General features: G+C 60.8%; 11 protein-coding genes. 6 read left to right on the top strand and 5 right to left on the bottom strand.

Annotation, left to right across the window (positions count from 1 at the left end):
- Positions 1 to 62: 62 nt before the first annotated feature.
- The 4 genes from PFLQ2_RS09980 to PFLQ2_RS28925 all read left to right on the top strand — a co-directional run bounded on the left by PFLQ2_RS09980 (position 63) and on the right by PFLQ2_RS28925 (position 4,145).
- Positions 63 to 299, top strand: coding sequence for a DUF1653 domain-containing protein (locus PFLQ2_RS09980; RefSeq protein ID WP_003183424.1), 237 nt, complete (start codon positions 63 to 65; stop codon positions 297 to 299).
- Positions 300 to 414: 115 nt separating this feature from the next.
- A complete protein-coding gene (gene topA, locus PFLQ2_RS09985; RefSeq protein WP_003183422.1) occupies positions 415 to 3,027 on the top strand; it encodes a type I DNA topoisomerase in 2,613 nt (870 codons plus the stop codon).
- A gap of 253 nt (positions 3,028 to 3,280) precedes the next feature.
- Positions 3,281 to 3,805 carry a DUF6586 family protein gene (locus PFLQ2_RS09990; protein WP_003183420.1) on the top strand — a complete coding sequence of 175 codons (525 nt, stop codon included), beginning with the start codon at positions 3,281 to 3,283 and terminating at the stop codon, positions 3,803 to 3,805.
- A gap of 106 nt (positions 3,806 to 3,911) precedes the next feature.
- On the top strand, positions 3,912 to 4,145 hold the full coding sequence (locus tag PFLQ2_RS28925; RefSeq protein ID WP_003183419.1) for a hypothetical protein: 234 nt from the start codon (positions 3,912 to 3,914) through the stop codon (positions 4,143 to 4,145).
- A gap of 71 nt (positions 4,146 to 4,216) precedes the next feature.
- Here the strand turns inward: PFLQ2_RS28925 and sulA are convergent, their stop codons facing one another.
- Together sulA and lexA are read right to left on the bottom strand one after the other, a co-directional pair.
- Positions 4,217 to 4,690, bottom strand: coding sequence for an SOS-induced cell division inhibitor SulA (gene sulA / locus PFLQ2_RS09995; RefSeq protein ID WP_003183416.1), 474 nt, complete (start codon positions 4,688 to 4,690; stop codon positions 4,217 to 4,219).
- A 10-nt stretch (positions 4,691 to 4,700) separates the two neighbouring features.
- Entirely contained in the window at positions 4,701 to 5,309 is a 609-nt protein-coding gene (gene lexA / locus PFLQ2_RS10000; RefSeq protein WP_003183408.1) for a transcriptional repressor LexA, read from the bottom strand.
- Positions 5,310 to 5,549: 240 nt separating this feature from the next.
- Between lexA and PFLQ2_RS10005 the strand changes: the two genes are divergently transcribed.
- Together PFLQ2_RS10005 and nagZ are read left to right on the top strand one after the other, a co-directional pair.
- Entirely contained in the window at positions 5,550 to 6,263 is a 714-nt protein-coding gene (locus tag PFLQ2_RS10005) for a TetR/AcrR family transcriptional regulator (RefSeq protein WP_003183407.1), read from the top strand.
- Positions 6,264 to 6,443: 180 nt separating this feature from the next.
- Complete coding sequence (nagZ, locus tag PFLQ2_RS10010) at positions 6,444 to 7,442, top strand: beta-N-acetylhexosaminidase (protein WP_172680613.1); 999 nt, start codon at positions 6,444 to 6,446, stop codon at positions 7,440 to 7,442.
- A gap of 6 nt (positions 7,443 to 7,448) precedes the next feature.
- Here nagZ and PFLQ2_RS10015 read toward each other — a convergent pair whose 3' ends face one another.
- Genes PFLQ2_RS10015 through mfd form a run of 3 tightly spaced genes read right to left on the bottom strand, consistent with a single transcriptional unit; the run spans position 7,449 to position 14,180 of the window.
- Positions 7,449 to 10,142 (bottom strand): DEAD/DEAH box helicase, encoded by a 2,694-nt coding sequence (locus tag PFLQ2_RS10015; protein ID WP_003183405.1) that lies wholly within the window; start codon positions 10,140 to 10,142, stop codon positions 7,449 to 7,451.
- An 11-nt stretch (positions 10,143 to 10,153) separates the two neighbouring features.
- Positions 10,154 to 10,720, bottom strand: coding sequence for a CsiV family protein (locus PFLQ2_RS10020; protein ID WP_003183404.1), 567 nt, complete (start codon positions 10,718 to 10,720; stop codon positions 10,154 to 10,156).
- Positions 10,721 to 10,730: 10 nt separating this feature from the next.
- Positions 10,731 to 14,180 (bottom strand): transcription-repair coupling factor, encoded by a 3,450-nt coding sequence (gene mfd / locus PFLQ2_RS10025; RefSeq protein WP_003183403.1) that lies wholly within the window; start codon positions 14,178 to 14,180, stop codon positions 10,731 to 10,733.
- Between the last annotated feature and the right edge of the window lie 116 nt (positions 14,181 to 14,296).

The raw sequence follows: 14,296 nt of genomic DNA, 5'->3' as shown, positions 1-14,296 counted from the left end.
TACGGGTTTAGTAGAAAAAGATTTTATTTTTATTTTGAAAAGATTTGAGTGAGGGCCAAAGCATGCCGATACAACCTGGGCTCTACCAGCATTACAAAGGTCCGCAGTACCGCGTATTCAGCATTGCGCGGCATTCCGAGACCGAGGAAGAAGTGGTCTTCTATCAAGCCTTGTATGGCGATTACGGCTTTTGGGTGCGTCCCTTGAGCATGTTCCAGGAGTCCGTCGAGGTTGACGGCGAACAGGTGCCACGCTTTGCTTTGGTGCAGGCCGAAGAGAGCATTTTTTCCAGGTCTTGAGGTCCACATGCGGGCAACCCTGCGCTTGACCTCACCTTGCAGCCACTATATATAGCGGTGCCGCGTCAGGCGCCAACCGCCTTTCACTTTTTAGAATTCAGGAATTTTCTGATCCATGGGCAAATCGCTGGTCATTGTGGAATCCCCGGCTAAGGCCAAGACCATCAACAAGTATCTGGGCAACCAATACGTGGTGAAGTCGAGTATCGGCCATATCCGAGACCTGCCCACCAGCGGTTCGGCTAGCGCCAGCAAGGAGCCTGCCGCCAAGCGCGGCAAGGCTGCGGCTGGTGAAGCGCCGGCGCTGTCGCCGAAAGACAAGGCGCGCAAGCAGCTGGTCTCGCGCATGGGGGTCGATCCGGAACACGGCTGGAAAGCCAAGTACGAGATCCTCCCGGGCAAGGAAAAAGTCATCGAGGAGCTGCGCCGGCTCGCCAAGGATGCCGACACCATCTATCTCGCGACGGACTTGGACCGCGAAGGGGAAGCCATTGCCTGGCACCTGCGCGAAGCCATTGGTGGGGATGACAGCCGCTACAAGCGCGTGGTGTTCAACGAAATTACCAAGAAGGCCATCCAGGAGGCCTTCTCCCAGCCGGGCGAGCTGGACATCGATCGGGTCAACGCCCAGCAGGCGCGTCGCTTCCTCGATCGTGTGGTCGGCTACATGGTCTCGCCATTGCTGTGGGCCAAGATCGCCCGTGGCCTGTCGGCCGGTCGCGTGCAGTCGGTCGCAGTGAAACTGGTGGTGGAGCGCGAGCGGGAAATCCGTGCGTTCATCCCTGAAGAATATTGGGAAGTCCATGCCGACCTCGGCACCGCGAAGGGCGCCACCGTGCGCTTCGACGTGGCCCGGGAGAAGGGCGAAGCCTTCAAGCCTCTCAATGAAGCACAGGCCATGGCCGCGCTGGAAAAGCTCAAGGCTTCCAGCTACAGCATCGTCAAGCGCGAGGACAAGCCGACCAGCAGCAAGCCGTCCGCGCCGTTCATCACGTCCACGCTGCAGCAGGCCGCGAGCAACCGCCTGGGCTTTGGCGTGAAGAAAACCATGATGATGGCCCAGCGTCTGTACGAAGCTGGTTACATCACGTACATGCGTACCGACTCGACCAACCTCTCGGCTGACGCCGTGGCGATGGCACGTACCTATATAGAAAGCGAGTTCGGCAAGAAGTATCTGCCAGAAACGCCAAACGTCTATAGCAGCAAGGAAGGCGCCCAAGAGGCTCACGAAGCGATTCGTCCGTCCGATGCCAACACCGAGCCAAGCAAGCTATCGGGCATGGAGCGTGATGCAGAGCGTCTCTACGAATTGATCTGGCGCCAGTTCCTCGCCTGCCAGATGCTGCCGGCGCAATACCTGTCGACCACAGTCAGCGTCGGAGCCGGTGACTTCGAGCTGCGCGCCAAGGGCCGTATCCTGAAGTTCGACGGCTACACCCGCGTCATGCCGCAAATCACCAAGCCTGGTGACGATGACGTCCTGCCAGATATGGCCCAGGGCGACGTGATGAAGCTGATCAAGCTCGATCCGACGCAGCATTTCACCAAGCCGCCGGCGCGTTATTCGGAAGCCAGCCTGGTCAAGGAAATGGAAAAGCGCGGTATTGGTCGTCCTTCGACCTACGCGGCGATCATCTCCACCATTCAGGATCGTGGCTACGTGGCGCTGCACAACCGTCGCTTCTACTCGGAAAAGATGGGTGACATCGTTACCGAACGCCTGTCCGAGAGCTTCTCGAACCTGATGGATTACGGTTTCACCGCCGGCATGGAAGAGAATCTCGACGACGTGGCCCAGGGCGAGCGAGACTGGAAAAACGTCCTTGACGAGTTCTACGGCGACTTCAAGAAAAAGCTCGAAGTGGCCGAGAGCCCGGACAACGGCATGCGGGCCAACCAGCCGGTCATGACCGACATTCCGTGCCTGACCTGCGGGCGTCCGATGCAAATTCGTACCGCCTCGACCGGCGTGTTCCTCGGTTGCTCGGGCTACAGCCTGCCACCCAAGGAGCGCTGCAAGGCGACTGTCAACCTGGTGCCAGGCGATGAAATCGCCGCTGACGACGAGGGCGAATCCGAATCCCTGGTGCTGCGCGGCAAGCATCGTTGCCCGATCTGCAGCACGGCGATGGATGCCTATCTGCTGGACGAAAAACGCAAGCTGCACATCTGTGGCAACAACCCGGACTGTGCCGGCTATGAGATTGAAGAGGGCACCTACCGCATCAAGGGCTATGAAGGTCCAAGCCTGGAATGCGACAAGTGTGGCAGCGAGATGCAGCTCAAGACCGGTCGTTTCGGCAAGTTCTTCGGTTGCACCAACCCGACCTGCAAGAACACCCGCAAGCTGCTCAAGAGCGGTGACGCGGCGCCGCCGAAAATGGACCCGGTGAAGATGCCCGAACTCAAATGCGAGAAGGTCAACGATACCTACATTCTGCGCGACGGTGCGTCCGGCCTGTTCCTGGCGGCCAGTCAGTTCCCGAAAAACCGCGAGACCCGTGCACCGTTGGTGTTGGAAATCGTGCCGCACAAGGATGAGATCGATCCGAAGTACCATTTCCTCTGCGAAGCGCCGCAGAAGGATCCTGACGGGCGCCCAGCGGTCATTCGCTATAGCCGCAAGACCAAGGAGCAGTACGTGCAGACCGAAGTCGACGGCAAGCCGACCGGGTGGAAGGCGTACTACGACGGCGGTAAATGGACCGTTGAAGACAAGCGCTGATCGCCAGGACTTGTCTGGAGGGCGGAGCTGAGGCTCTTGTGGCGAGGGAGCTTGCTCCCGCTGGACCGGTCCGACGTTTCGGTCGCTGCCGTCCCCTGCAATCGCTGAATCCGCACTGACCTAACAAAAAGGCCACATGGCAAACCCACGGGTTTTCATGCGGCCTTTTTGTTTTTGGCTTGCAGTGGCCTCGGTTGATCCACGACACTGTCGCCCTTGCCTGAAGCTTTCATTTCGTTGGGGAGATGCCGCCATGGCCCACGAACTCTATACCCGCACCAATCAGAAAATCTATTTCGCCGGTCTGTCGCTCGAAGCGCTCACCAGGGCCGAGGATGGGCGTGCGATGAATTCCCCGGCTCTGCTCCAGGCAGGACGCGAGTCTGCGCTGTTTCACCTGTACGGTGCGCTGTTGGGGTTGTGCCATGAAATCGCCGGTTTCTATCGCCTGCCCCAAGCGAATGCCGCGCGGGCCGAGCTGCTGTTGACCCGCGAAGTGCTGGAAACGATCGCTATCCCGGAATTGGCCGAAATGGTCGAGCTGGCGCATAACCCGGAAACCTGGCTGGCGAAGCTATTGGCGGCCCATGCGGCCTTGTTCGAGCCGCCACGGGCTCCACGCAAGCCCAAGGGTGACGTGACCCAGCCGTTGATCGTGGCGGTCAATCTGGATGAACAGGACCCTGAGCTGGAGTTGAGCCGGGAGGAGCTGGAGAGCTGGCGCCAGAACTTGAAGAGCCTGGCGATACGCTTTCGTGAAGGCCTGAATGAGTGCTGAGTTTTTCCAGGCCAGTTACGTACGTTAAATAACGCTTGGTCAAGATCCCGAGCGAAGCCTGGCTGATGACTATATAATCCTCGCCTTTCGTGGAGAACAGACTTTTATGCCAACGTCCTTTCTAGAAATTGTCGAACTTCCTGATGGTCGCATCGAGCTGCGCAGGGCCGAAGACGAGGGTTCTCTGGTTACCCTGAACTTTTCCGAAGATGCCAAGGTATTCCTGCAGGGCCAACACGTCGAAGTTGCCAAGGCGATGCTCAGCGTGGGCGTCCAGATGGCAGGTCGCCTGGTTGAGGGCGAATTCAACAAGGAAGAGGGACCGCGGGTTCTTCATTGATCCCGCCTGTCGGCTTTTTTGGATAGCGTGACCGCCGGCTTCTCTGCCTTTGAAGAAGCCCCGCACCTGCTTTAGCCCAATCGAATATTCAGGCTTTGTGCGTCCCCAATGCGGGCGGCGCTGATCAACTGTTGCCGCGCTGTCGTGGTCAACGGGTTGAGCCAACTGACCACTGTGTGACTGCGACCCAGGCGCAAGGCTTCGCAGGTCAACTGCTGGGCGCTTTGAGTGCCTCGCGGTTGCAACAGCAGGATGCGCTCACGATTCAGGCCAGCGTCCCGCAACCAGGCCTGGGTAACGCTGGCCGGTGGAGCAATCAGCGTCAACCAGCGAGCATCCTGGTCCTGGCTGAGTTCTCGCAGAACCGGCGCCAGAAGGTTCAGGCAGCTCCCAGCCGCACCACGTAACGACAGTTCACTAAAAGGCTCGGGCTCGACGCCCCAGGGCGACTCGATGACCTCTTTCAGAACTGGAACCAGCGGTTGGGCCATGAATGCCTCGAACAGCGGAAGTTGTGTGTGCTGTGGTGTGTGAGGGAACTGCATAAAGCCTCCTTTAGCGGCGAATGACGCCGACGCTCAAGCCTTCGATGACCAGGTCCTGATCTTTCAGGTTTACTTCAATGGGGGCGAATTCGGGGTTCTCGGCAATGAGCCAGACCTTGCTGCCGTCGCGCTTGAAGCGCTTGACGGTGACCTCGTCGCCGATTCGTGCCACGACGATCTGGCCGTTGCGGGCCTCGCGGGTGGTATGCACGGCCAGGAGATCGCCGTCGAAGATGCCGATGTCCTTCATGCTCATGCCATGTACGCGAAGGAGATAGTCAGCTCGCGGATGGAAGAACGATGGATTGATATTGCAGGACTCCTCGACATGTTGCTGGGCGAGGATCGGGGCGCCTGCCGCTACCCGGCCGATGATCGGAAGGGTGGTTTCGTCGGCCTTGGCTTCGAAGCCAGGGATGCGAATGCCACGGGATGCGCCCGGGGTCATTTCGATAGCGCCCTTGCGGGCCAGCGCCTTGAGGTGTTCCTCAGCCGCGTTGGGCGACTTGAAACCCAGTTCCTGGGCGATTTCCGCACGGGTCGGCGGATAGCCGTTGTCTTCGAGGCAGCGTTTGATGAAGGCCAGAATCTCTGCTTGGCGTGGCGTCAGCTTTATCATAATGAGCGCTCTGTCTTTTTATACAGTGACTGGGATTATATACAGTGGACGCCGCTTGGCAATCCTCCTTTTTTCTCAGGCCGCTGGACGGTCGGAGGGGCATCTGGAGGAGAGGTGGCTACCGTCCGGGAAAAGATGGTTAAATAACTGACCGGACGTTCGCAAAACGCCCGGGCAGGCTTGACAAACCCATGGGCTGAAACGTATGTTTCAAACAAGTGTTTGTCAGGCGGAATTACCATGGCCCAGTCGGAAACCGTTGAACGCATCCTCGATGCTGCCGAGCAGTTGTTCGCGGAAAAAGGTTTCGCCGAAACCTCGTTGCGTCTGATTACCAGCAAGGCCGGGGTGAACCTGGCTGCGGTGAACTATCACTTCGGTTCGAAAAAAGCCTTGATCCAGGCGGTTTTCTCGAGATTCCTCGGGCCCTTCTGCCTCAGCCTCGATCGTGAGCTTGAGCGGCGCCAGGCCAAGCCTGACGTCAAGCCGACCCTGGAAGAACTCTTGGAGATCCTGGTCGAGCAAGCCCTCGTCGTGCAGCCGCGCAGCGGTAACGACCTTTCTATATTCATGCGTCTTCTGGGCCTGGCTTTCAGCCAGAGCCAGGGTCACTTGCGGCGTTATCTGGAAGACATGTACGGCAAGGTGTTCCGCCGCTATATGCTGCTGGTCAACGAGGCGGCGCCGCGCATTCCACCGATTGAACTGTTCTGGCGCGTGCACTTCATGCTTGGTGCCGCAGCGTTCAGCATGTCCGGTATCAAGGCGCTGCGGGCCATCGCCGAGACCGACTTTGGCGTAAACACATCCATCGAGCAGGTGATGCGCCTGATGGTGCCGTTCCTGGCTGCCGGCATGCGTGCCGAAAGCGGCGTCACCGACGAGATCATGGCCGCCGCACAATTGCGTCCGCGCAGCAAATCGGCCCCAGCCCCGGCCCTGGCCAAGGCTTGAGTCCTTGGGTGGGCGCGGCTGCCCACTTCCGCTAAGCTAGCTGCCCATGCCGACTCTCGTTCCGAACCCGTCTATCACTCAATGCATGACCACGACCTGCCTGGCCCAGTCCCAGGCGGGGCGGTTATGCCTGTGTCGTCACGGGTCCATCATTATTAAGGAAATGCTATGACTGCTGGCCTGCAAGGCTCGTTGATGGTGGACGTCGCCGGTACCTGGCTGACGGCTGAAGATCGCCACCTGTTACGCCAACCCGAAGTGGGCGGCCTGATCATTTTTGCCCGTAATATCGAGCATCCGCGGCAAGTGCGTGAGCTGAGCGCGTCGATCCGCGCCATCCGTCCCGACCTTCTATTGGCCGTGGACCAGGAAGGCGGTCGCGTCCAGCGGCTGCGCCAAGGGTTCGTGCGGCTACCGGCAATGCGGGCGATTGCTGACAACCCCAACGCCGAATACCTGGCCGAGCAGTGCGGCTGGATCATGGCCACCGAAGTACTGGCGGTCGGCCTCGACTTGAGTTTTGCCCCGGTGCTGGATCTCGACTACCAGCGCAGCGCCGTCGTCGGCAGTCGTTCCTTCGAAGGCGATCCCGAGCGTGCCGCATTACTGGCCGGTGCGTTCATTCGCGGCATGAGCGCTGCCGGGATGGCCGCCACCGGCAAGCATTTTCCGGGTCATGGCTGGGCCGAGGCCGATTCCCATGTGGCGATCCCGAACGATGAGCGCAGCCTCGAACAGATTCGCGCCAACGATCTGGTACCGTTCGCCAAACTGAGCAAGCAACTGGCTGCCGTCATGCCGGCCCATGTCATCTACCCGCAGGTTGACGCTAATCCAGCCGGCTTTTCCCGTCGCTGGTTGCAAGACATCCTGCGCGGCGAGCTGCAATTCGATGGCGTGATCTTCAGCGATGACCTGTCGATGGCCGGTGCCCATGTGGTCGGTGATGCCGCCAGTCGTATCGAGGCTGCCTTGACGGCAGGCTGCGACATGGGCCTGGTGTGCAACGACCGAGCGGCTGCGGAGTTGGCCTTGAGCGCTGCCCAACGCCTGAAGGTCAAGCCTTCGGCGCGGATCGCCCGTATGCGCGGCCAGGCTTACGCGTCCACGGAATACCGCCAGGACCCTCGCTGGCTGGCGGCGCTCGGTGCGTTGAGGGCTGCTCAACTGGTTGATTGACGGCTGTCAGCGCTTTTCCAGTTTGTCCGGCAGCGGTGCAAAGAGCGCCTCGATATCGTCGCTTTGCAGCTTCCAGTCTCCAGCCACGCGGCCGTCCAGCACGCCGGCCGCAAGGTCGGATTTTTCCTTTTGCAGCAGCTGGATTTTCTCTTCCACTGTGCCCCTGGCAATCAGTTTGTAGACGAATACCGGCTTTTCCTGGCCGATGCGATAGGCGCGGTCGGTCGCCTGGTTTTCCGTTGCCGGGTTCCACCACGGGTCATAGTGAATCACCGTATCGGCCTCGGTCAGGTTCAGGCCCACCCCGCCGGCCTTCAGGCTGATAAGAAAGATCTGACGCTTGCCGCTCTGGAATTCCTTGACCGGTGTGCGTCGGTCCCGGGTTTGCCCAGTCAGGATGGCGTAGTCGACGCCGCGCTTCTTCAGTTCATCTTCAATCAAGGCCAGCATTGACGTGAACTGGGAAAACAGCAGCACCCGGCGGCCTTCTTCAAACAGTTCTTCGAGCATTTCCATCAGGCTGTCGAGCTTGCCCGAGGTACTGCCTCGAGCGGGCAGGGCGGCGTCGTTGATCAGGCGCAGGTCGCAACAGACCTGGCGCAGCTTGAGCAGCGCTTCAAGAATGATGATCTGGCTGCGAGCCACGCCTTTGCGGGTGATTTCGTCGCGCACCTTCTTGTCCATTGCCAGGCGCATGGTTTCGTAGACATCCCGCTGGGCATCGCTGAGCTCGACCCAATGGATAATCTCGGTCTTGGGCGGCAATTCTGTCGCCACCTGCTCTTTGGTCCTGCGCAGCAGGAAGGGTTTTATCCGACCGTTGAGGTGCTGCAGTCTTACGTCGCTGCCACGCTTTTCGATCGGCACGCGGTAATCGCGGTTGAAGCTCTTGACGTCCCCGAGCCAGCCCGGCAATAGGAAATGGAACAGCGACCACAGTTCGCCCAAGTGGTTTTCCAGGGGCGTGCCGGACAGGCACAAGCGCTGCCGGGCGTTGAGTTCGCGGGCTGCCTGGGCGGCTTTGCTGGTGGGGTTCTTGATGTACTGGGCTTCATCGAGAATCAATACGTGCAACGGCTGCGCAGCCAGGCGTTCGACATCCTTGGGCAATAGCGCATACGTGGTGAGGATCAGGTCGTATTCGGCCAGCCGTTCGAAGTGCTTCTTGCGCCCGGCGCCATACAGGGCCAGCACCTTGAGCTGCGGCGTGAAGTGAGCCGCCTCGTCGAGCCAGTTGGGAATCAAGCTGGTAGGCATCACCACCATGCACGGCCGGTCGAGGCGGCCGGCGTTTTTTTCGCTGAGAATATGTGCCAGGGTCTGTAGGGTTTTGCCCAGGCCCATGTCGTCCGCGAGAATGCCACCAACCTCCAGCTGTCGCAGTGATTGCATCCAGCTCAAGCCTTCGAGCTGATAGGGTCGCAGCGTCGCGTTCAGGCCTTCCGGGGCAGCCGCCGTATAATCCTTGATATCGCGCAGGCGTTGGGCCAGGCCACGGATGTGTTCGCCGCCCTCCCAGGCCAAAGGCATATCTTGCAATGGGTTCAGGCGCAACGCGTCCGCAGTATTCAGGCGCAGTTTGGTGGTGCCGGGTTCTTGCAGATAGAACTCGCCGAGGGTCGCCAACACCGGCTTCAGCCGGCCATAAGGCAAGGCCACTTGTTGCGGGCCGAATTCCGAGTTCGGGCGGTGGGGCAAATTGACCAGGATGAGCTCGTCATCGCGGCGCCTGGCCAGGCGCTCCGGGTTGAACAGCTCGATGTGCGAGCGCATCAGGTTCAGCAGGATCGGCAGCAGGCTCAGGCGCTCACCGTTGACGATAATGCCAAGCTCCAGGTCGAACCAATCCCGCTCCGGTGTTTCCTCCACCGTGGCGTACCACTCGTCCACCGCCGTGAGGTCGAAGCCGAAGTCCTCGTCGATCTGCAATTCCCAACCCTGGCTGCGCAGCTTGGGCAGATCATTGAGAGTAAACGTCAGCCAAGCGCTGTCGTTGACCATTTCGTACAGCTCACCGGCGCTTTCCGGCAGAGCTTTGCTTTGCCGGGTCGCGATTTTGAAACCTAGGATGCGCAGCTGTTCGCGGTAGGATTGTTCCACATCGGTATGGCGTTTTATCCGCAGCGTCTGGGTTTCCTGGCGAATCAGCACGTCCGTGTTGCGCTGGCCGCTGACGTATTCGTCCAGGTAGCTGAAGGACAGGGCGGCCCGGTGCTGGATGTAGCGCTGCATCTTGCCGTTACGTGGCTCGAAGGCACTGAACTCGATGCTGGCCAACCACAGGCGAGGCACCGGTTGCACATTGTCCACCAGCACTTGCGGTGGAGCCTTGGGGCTGCGGTTGTCCAGCACTGCCTGGAGTTTTTCCAGCAACTGCGCGTCTTTTTCCGCGGCGGGGTAAGCGAGGGTTTCCTGGACTTGCAGCAGTACCGCCGCGCAGTGCTTGCAATTGATGCGTACCGGGCAGGAGCAAGCCGCTTCAAGCAGAATCAGCGTGCCCTTGGCTGACTCTTTAAGGCGAATGGTCTGACGGTAGATGTTGCCGCCGGAGCCTTCGCAACTGGCGGTGATCGTGCTATCGCCCGCCTCGACGATCCTGACCCGGTTTTCAAGCGCGTAACGGCGCCCGCGCTCCAGGCTTTGTTCCTTGAACCGATTGACCCAGGAAGGGGCCAGGGGTTTGCTCAGGGGCGAAGGCATAGGCGCGCCGATCAGTCCGGAATGACGTCAGGTGCCTGCCGTGGCGCGGGCGCGGTCAGGGAGGTGATCTTGATCAGCAGGCCGAGGTGGCCGTTATCGAGGAAATTCAACTGGCCGTTCTTGGTGTGGCTCTGCTGCTTGAGGCGTTCGCTGGCGGTGACCAGGCCGTTGGCATCGATCTGGTTGATCCAGAAATCGGCGTCTACGTCGGTGAAACGGCCGAGTTTCAAATCCAGAGTGCCCTCGATGGGAAACTGCCCGAACTGTTCGGCGCCATCGCTGACGGCGATTTTACGGCTCTGTTCGCCCAGGTTCTGCTGCCACGCCTTGTGCATCAATACGGTGTATTGGCCACTGGCGTTGAGTTTTTCGACGATATTGCCCAGTGCTGGCGTGCGCTGGCTGTCCGAGCCCAGGCGCTGTGCGCCGGCGTCCCAGTCTTCCGGCGCGGCGCGGCTGATAATCGTCGGCTCCGCATTCTGCCGGACCAGGATCATTTCAACCTGATACAGGTCGTCGGCAAACGCCAGGGGAGCGACCAGGGTCATCAGCAAGGTCAGTGAGCGAAACAGGCGCATGTGGCGTCCTTCAAGCAGTGGTCGGAGTGAGGCGCTCGAACAGCGCCTCTACGGTATTGAAACGCTCTTCCGCGCGTTCCATGGGCACCATGAACTTGAACATCGTGGCGCCTTCGAATTTGTAGCGTTTGGGTTGGCCCTGGATCAGCTTGATCAGTACCAGCGGATCGACCGGCGTCTGGGCCTCGAACTCGATGCGACCACCGTTGGGGCCGCCGTCGACTTTCTTGATGCCCAGTTGCTCGGCCTTGAGCTTGAGCAGTGTCGTGCGCACCAGGTTCTTGGTCGGTTCCGGCAGCAGCCCAAAGCGGTCGATCATCTCCACTTGCAGGTCCTTGAGACCTTCCTCGTCGTTGGCCGAGGCGATGCGTTTGTAGAGGATCAGCCGCGCGTGGACATCCGGCAGGTAATCTTCCGGAATCAGCGCCGGTACGCGCAGATTGATTTCCGGCCCGCCACCCAGGGGTTGGTCGAGGTTCGGCTGTTCGCCCTTGCGGATCGATTTGACCGCCCGTTCGAGCATTTCCATGTACAGCGTGAAGCCCACGGCCTGGATCTGGCCACTCTGGCCGTCGCCCAGCAGCTCGCCGGCGCCACGGATTTCCAGGTCATTGGTGGCGAGCACGAAGCCGGCGCCGAGGTCCTGGGTGTTGGCGATGGCCTCCAGGCGCTTTTCCGCATCCGGGGTGATTTGCTGGCGTGGCGGCGTCAGCAGGTATGCGTAGGCCTGGTGGTGACTGCGCCCGACCCGGCCGCGCAACTGATGCAACTGGGCCAGGCCGAACTTGTCGGCGCGCTCGATGATGATGGTGTTGGCGCTTGGCACGTCGATGCCGGTCTCGATGATGGTCGAGGCGATCAGCACGTTGAAGCGCTTGTGGTAGAAGTCGCTCATCACCTGTTCGAGCTCACGCTCGCGCATCTGCCCGTGGCCGATGCCGATACGGGCTTCCGGGACCAGTTCGGCCAGGTCGGCGGCGCATTTTTCGATGGTCTTCACGTCGTTGTGCAGGTAATAGACCTGGCCGCCCCGCAGCAGCTCGCGCAGCAAGGCTTCCTTGATCGTGCTCTTGTTCTGCTCCATGACGAACGTGCGTACCGACAGGCGACGGGCCGGCGGTGTGGCGATGATCGACAGGTCGCGCATGCCCGAAACCGCCATGTTCAAGGTGCGCGGGATCGGCGTGGCAGTCAGGGTCAGAATGTCGACTTCGCTGCGCAGGGCCTTGAGCTGCTCTTTCTGACGCACGCCAAAGCGGTGCTCTTCGTCGATGATCACCAGCCCGAGGTTCTTGATCTTCACGTCGTCCTGCAGCAGCTTGTGGGTGCCGATGACGATGTCGATCTTGCCCTCGGCCAGGTCGGCCACGGCGGCGTTGACTTCTTTAGTGGATTTGAAACGGCTCATCACTTCCACGGTCACCGGCCAGTCGGCGAAGCGGTCGCGGAAACTGTTGTAGTGCTGCTGGGCAAGCAGGGTGGTCGGGACGAGGATTGCGACCTGTTTGCCGCCGTGCACGGCAATGAACGCGGCGCGCATCGCCACTTCGGTCTTGCCGAAGCCCACATCGCCACAGACCAGGCGGTCCATTGGCTTGGGTGCGAGCATGTCGGCGCGCACGGCTTCGATGGTGGTCTGCTGGTCGACGGTTTCTTCGAACGGAAAACCGGCGCTGAAGGTTTCGTAGTCGGCCTTCGGATCGGCGAAGGCGTAGCCCTCGCGGGCGGCGCGGCGGGCGTAGATATCCAGCAGCTCGGCGGCCACGTCGCGCACCTGTTCGGCGGCCTTGCGCTTGGCTTTCTGCCAGGTTTCCGAGCCCAGGCGATGCAGCGGCGCCAGGGCGTCGTCGCTGCCGGTGTAGCGGGCGATCAGGTGCAGGTTCGCCACCGGCACGTAGAGCTTCGCGCCTTCGGCATATTCAAGGGTCAGGAACTCGGCGGCCTGGTTGTCGATTTCCAGTGTCGCCAAGCCCAGGTAACGGCCCACGCCATGGTCGATGTGCACCACCGGCGCGCCTTCGCGCAGCTCGGTGAGGTTCTTGATGACCGCGTCGTTGGTGGCGTCGGCGCGTTTCTCGCGACGGCGGCGCTGCATGACGCGCTGGCCGAACAGCGGGCTTTCGGCAACCAGCGCCAGGGCCGGGTCATCCAGGACGAGGCCGTCGTTCAGCGGCGCGATGGTAATCGTCAATCGGTCCTTGCCCGCGACGAAGTCCGGCCAGCTGTCTACCGTCTTCGGTCGCAGCTTGAGGCGTTCAAGCAGCTCCAACAGGACTTCTCGTCGACCGGCGGACTCGGCGGTGAACAGCACGCGGCCGGGGAACGCATCGAGGAAGCCGGCAAGCGCCGCCAGTGGCTGCGTGGCCTTGGCTTCGATCGCCAGGTCCGGCAGTGCCTTGGCCGGGAAGCGTTCACGGCCGACGCCGGTTTCCACGTCCTGCTGGCTCGCTACCACCCGTGGCCAGCTCTTGAGGCGGCCAAAACAGTCTTCCACTGGCAGGAACAGCTCGGCTGGCGGCAATAAAGGCCGGGACGGGTCGACGCGGCGCTCTTCGTAGCGGTTGCGCACGTCGTTCCAGAAGTTCTCCGCCGCCTGTTCGATGCCCGGCAGGGAAAACACCTGGGTGTCCGAGGGCAGGTAATCGAACAGGGTGGACGTTTCTTCGAAAAACAGCGGCAGGTAGTACTCGATACCGGCGGGAGTGATTCCGCTGTTCAGGTCCTGGAAAAGCGGGCAGCGGCGGAAATCTACGTCGAAGCGCTCGCGAAACCGCGCCTTGAAGCGGGTCACGGCGTCTTTTTGCAGCGGGAATTCCTTGGCCGGCAACAGGCGGATCGACTGCACTTTGTCGATGGAGCGCTGGTTTTCCGGGTCGAAGGTGCGCAGGGTCTCGATTTCGTCATCGAACAGGTCAATGCGGTACGGCAGCTTGCTGCCCATCGGGAACAGATCGATCAGCGCGCCGCGTACCGCGAACTCACCATGCTCATACACTGTGTCGACGCAACGATAGCCACTGGCCTCCAGGCGAGTGCGCATTTGCTCGACATCGAGTTTCTGGCCGATGTCCAGCACCAGGCTGCTGCCGAGTAAAAACTGGGTGGGCGCCAGGCGATGTAGGGCCGTGGTGATAGGCACTACCAAAACGCCATGACTGAGCTCCGGCAGCCGATAGAGACTGGCGATTCGCTGGGAAATGATGTCCTGGTGAGGCGAAAAAAGATCGTAGGGCAGGGTTTCCCAGTCCGGGAAATGCAGCACGGGCAAATCCGGAGCGAAGAAACTCAGCTCCTGTTCCAGCCGTTCGGCACTTTGGCTATCGGCGGTCAGCAGCAGGGTGAAGCGCTTTGCAGCGCTGGCAGCCTCGGCGATGGCCAGGCTCAGGGCGGCACCGGGCAGGTTGCCCCAGTGCTGTTTACCTGCCGCGGCAGGGAGAAGCGGAAGACGCAGAACGGGCACGGAAGGTTGAGCTCCAGCGTTGCGACAAAGTCGACAATTGTAGCGGGGGAAGGGGGCCGCTGTCAGTCGCAGACTACCCAGGCAGACAGGAAAACCACGGCGCGACGGGCGCGCAT

The sequence above is a fragment of the Pseudomonas fluorescens Q2-87 genome (assembly GCF_000281895.1).
GTDB classification, from domain to species: domain Bacteria; phylum Pseudomonadota; class Gammaproteobacteria; order Pseudomonadales; family Pseudomonadaceae; genus Aquipseudomonas; species Aquipseudomonas fluorescens_S.
This window is presented reverse-complemented; position numbering and strand designations above follow the sequence as displayed.